Annotated in this window: 2 protein-coding genes; both read left to right on the top strand. The window is 60.7% G+C overall.

Annotation, left to right across the window (positions count from 1 at the left end):
- The first annotated feature begins 70 nt into the window (after positions 1–70).
- Positions 71–490: an MmpS family transport accessory protein gene (locus BST44_RS28875; protein ID WP_007172563.1), complete on the top strand. Its 420-nt coding sequence runs from the start codon at positions 71–73 to the stop codon at positions 488–490.
- Positions 487–3,420, top strand: coding sequence for an MMPL/RND family transporter (locus tag BST44_RS28870; protein ID WP_007172562.1), 2,934 nt, complete (start codon positions 487–489; stop codon positions 3,418–3,420). The genes BST44_RS28875 and BST44_RS28870 overlap by 4 nt, the downstream gene beginning before the upstream one ends.
- The last annotated feature ends 1 nt before the right edge of the window (position 3,421 follow it).

Raw genomic sequence — 3,421 nt, 5'->3', positions numbered from 1 at the left:
GTCGAATGGGCGGTGGGGCGCCCAACTAGCGGGAGATGGTTGGCTGGGGAGGATTCACGTTGGCGCTGCGATGAAGAAAATGTGGATCGTCCTGGTCATCGTGGCGGTGGTGGCGGTAGCGGGCTTCTGCGTACTGCGGCTTCGCACCTTTTTCGGCGTCCACGACGATCAGACGATGACCAGCGGCATCGCCGATGAGATCAAGCCGTTCAATCCCAAGCGCGTGGTTTACCAGGTTTATGGTCCCCCGGGGACGGTGGCCAACATCAACTACTTGGACATCAATGCCCAGCCCCAGAAAGCTAGCAACGTGCCTTTGCCCTGGACGCTCTCGGTTACCTCGACGCTGCCCTCGGTGAGCGTCAACATCGTCGCGCAGGGCGACAGCAACCAAATCGGCTGCCGGATCATCGTGGACGAGGTGGTCAAGGACGAAAGGTCGAGTCAGGGTATGAATGCGCAAACGTTCTGCATAGTGAAGTCCGCATGACCGATGACCGGGCCGCAGGGCTGCCGCATATGCCGGTTTTCGCGCGAACGGTCCACAAACTCGCGGTGCCCGTCGTCTTTGCCTGGGTGGGGCTTGTCGTCGTCCTCAGCGTCTTGGTTCCATCGCTGGACGCGGTCGCCGAAGAACACACCGTGTCGATGAGCCCCAAGGACGCGCCGTCGATGCAAGCGATGAAGCACATCGGCAAAGTATTCAACGAATTCAACAGTGACAGTGCGGTCATGATCGTGCTGGAAGGTGACAAGCCGCTGGGCGATGAGGCCCACCATTTCTACGACCAGATCGTCCGCAAACTCGAGGCTGACACGAAACACGTCCAGCACGTCCAGGACTTCTGGGGGGATCCGCTGACGGCCGCCGGTTCGCAAAGCTCCGACGGCAAGGCCGCCTATGTGCAGGCGTATCTTGCTGGTAACCAGGGCGAGAGCCTGGCCAGCGAGTCTGTCGCGGCGGTCCGCAAGATCGTGGACAGCGTGCCTGCGCCGTCGGGGGTCAAGGCCTATGTGACCGGCGCTGGGGCGTTGATCGCCGATCAGCACTCGGCCGGACAAAAGAGCCTCCAGAAGGTCACGATCATCACCTTCGTGGTGATCATCGTGATGTTGCTGTGGGTATACCGCTCGATTATCACCGTGTTCAGCACGTTGTTCATGGTGGTGATCGAGGTGATGGCGGCTCGGGGGGTTGTCGCTTTCCTGGCCTACAACAACATCATGGGATTGTCGACCTTCGCGGTTAATATTTTGGTGCTGTTGGCCATCGCCGCTGGGACAGACTATGCGATCTTTATTCTCGGCCGATATCAAGAGGCGCGCGGCCTAGGCGAGGACCGCGAAAAAGCCTTCTACACCATGTTCCACGGAACCGCGCACGTCGTCCTTGGCTCTGGCCTGACTATTGCCGGTGCGATGTATTGCCTGAGCTTTACCCGGCTTCCGTATTTCCAGACTATGGGTATCCCTTGTGCGGTCGGGATGCTGGTCGCCGTTGCTGCCGCGCTGACCTTGGGTCCGGCGGTCCTGACCGTCGGCAGTTTCTTCAAGCTGTTCGATCCTAAGCGCAAGATGCGGACCCGGGGATGGCGACGGGTGGGCACCGCGATCGTGCGCTGGCCCGGGCCAATTCTCGCGGTGTCAGTCGCGATCGCCCTCATCGGTCTACTCGCCCTACCCGGTTATCAAACCAATTACGACAACCGGCTGTATTTACCCCCGAGCGTCCCCGCGAATATCGGCTACGCCGCCGCCGAACGGCATTTCCCCGCGTCCCGGATGAATCCGGAATTGTTGATGATCGAGACCGATCACGACATGCGCAACCCGGCGGGCATGCTGGTGTTGGACCGGATCGCCAGGGGGGTCTTCCACATCCCGGGTGTCGCGCGCGTCCAGGCGATCACCCGGCCGCTGGGAACGCCGATCGAGCACACCTCAATCCCGTTCCAGATCAGCATGCAAAACACCACGCAGGTCGAAAACCAGCAGTACATGCACCAGCGCATGGACGACATGCTCAAGCAGGCCGACGCGATGCAACAGTCCATCGACACCATGCAGCGCATGTACAACATCACCTCGCAGATGGCCGCGGTCACCCACCACATGGACGGCCTCACGCATGAAATGTTGGATGTCACAAACACATTGCGCGACAACATCGCCAACTTCGATGATTTCTTCCGGCCGATTCGCAGCTACTTCTACTGGGAAAAGCACTGCTTCGACATCCCGGGCTGCTGGTCGCTGCGATCCCTCTTCGACGCGCTCGACGGTCTGGATCAGATCACCGAAAAATTCACCTATCTTGCCGGCGACATATCTCAGCTGGACGCCTTGATGCCGCAGATGCTGGCGCAGATGCCGCCCATGATCGCCACCATGACGACCATGAAGCAAATGATGCTGACCATGCACAGCTCGATGTCGTCGCTGTATGACCAGATGGACGTGATGAGCCAAAACTCGACCGCCATGGGCCAGGCCTTCGACGCCGCCAAGAACGACGACTCGTTCTACATCCCGCCGGAAGTCTTCGACAACCCCGACTTCAAGCGCGGTCTGAAGATGTTCCTGTCGCCGGACGGGCACGCGGCCCGCTTCATCATCTCCCATGAAGGGGATCCCGCGACCCCGGAAGGCATTTCGCACGTCGAGCCGATCAAGAACGCAGCCAAGGAAGCCATCAAGGGAACTCCGCTGGAGGGCGCCAAGATCTACCTTGCCGGCACCGCCGCGGTCTACAAGGACATGCGCGACGGCTCCAAATACGACCTGATGATCGCGGCAATAGCTGCGGCCAGCCTGATTTTGATCATCATGCTGATCATCACCCGAAGCCTGGTCGCCGCGGTCACCATCGTGGGCACGGTGCTGATCTCGTTGGGCGCCTCGTTCGGACTGTCCGTGCTGGTGTGGCAGGACATCATCGGCTTCAAACTGCACTGGATGGTGCTGGCGATGTCCATCATCTTGATGCTGGCCGTCGGATCCGACTACAACCTGCTGCTGGTGTCCCGTTTCAAAGAAGAAATCGGTGCCGGTTTGAAAACCGGAATCATCCGCTCGATGGCCGGCACCGGTGCGGTGGTGACGTCTGCGGGCCTGGTCTTCGCCGCCACCATGGCCTCGTTCATATTCAGCGATTTGAAAGTCGTCGGGCAGGTCGGCACCACCATCGGCCTGGGTCTGCTGTTCGACACCCTGATCGTGCGCTCATTCATGATGCCGTCCGTCGCCGCGCTGCTGGGGCGCTGGTTCTGGTGGCCGCAGCAGGTACGCACTCGCCCGGCCAGCCAGCTACTTCGGCCCTACGGGCCACGTTCGGCGGTTCGCGCCTACCTGCTGCCCCGGCAAGATGACCCGCAGTCGGCGACCACCGACCGGTTCCCGGCGGCCTCACCGCACTACTAAG

Origin of the sequence: Mycobacterium scrofulaceum (genome assembly GCF_002086735.1) — a bacterium.
Classification (GTDB): domain Bacteria; phylum Actinomycetota; class Actinomycetes; order Mycobacteriales; family Mycobacteriaceae; genus Mycobacterium; species Mycobacterium scrofulaceum.
This window is presented reverse-complemented; position numbering and strand designations above follow the sequence as displayed.

Bases quoted from the DNA above. Each gene is read 5' to 3' on its own strand.
- BST44_RS28875 (WP_007172563.1), top strand. From the start codon at position 71: ATGAAGAAAATGTGGATCGTCCTGGTCATCGTGGCGGTGGTGGCGGTA.
- BST44_RS28870 (WP_007172562.1), top strand. From the start codon at position 487: ATGACCGATGACCGGGCCGCAGGGCTGCCGCATATGCCGGTTTTCGCG.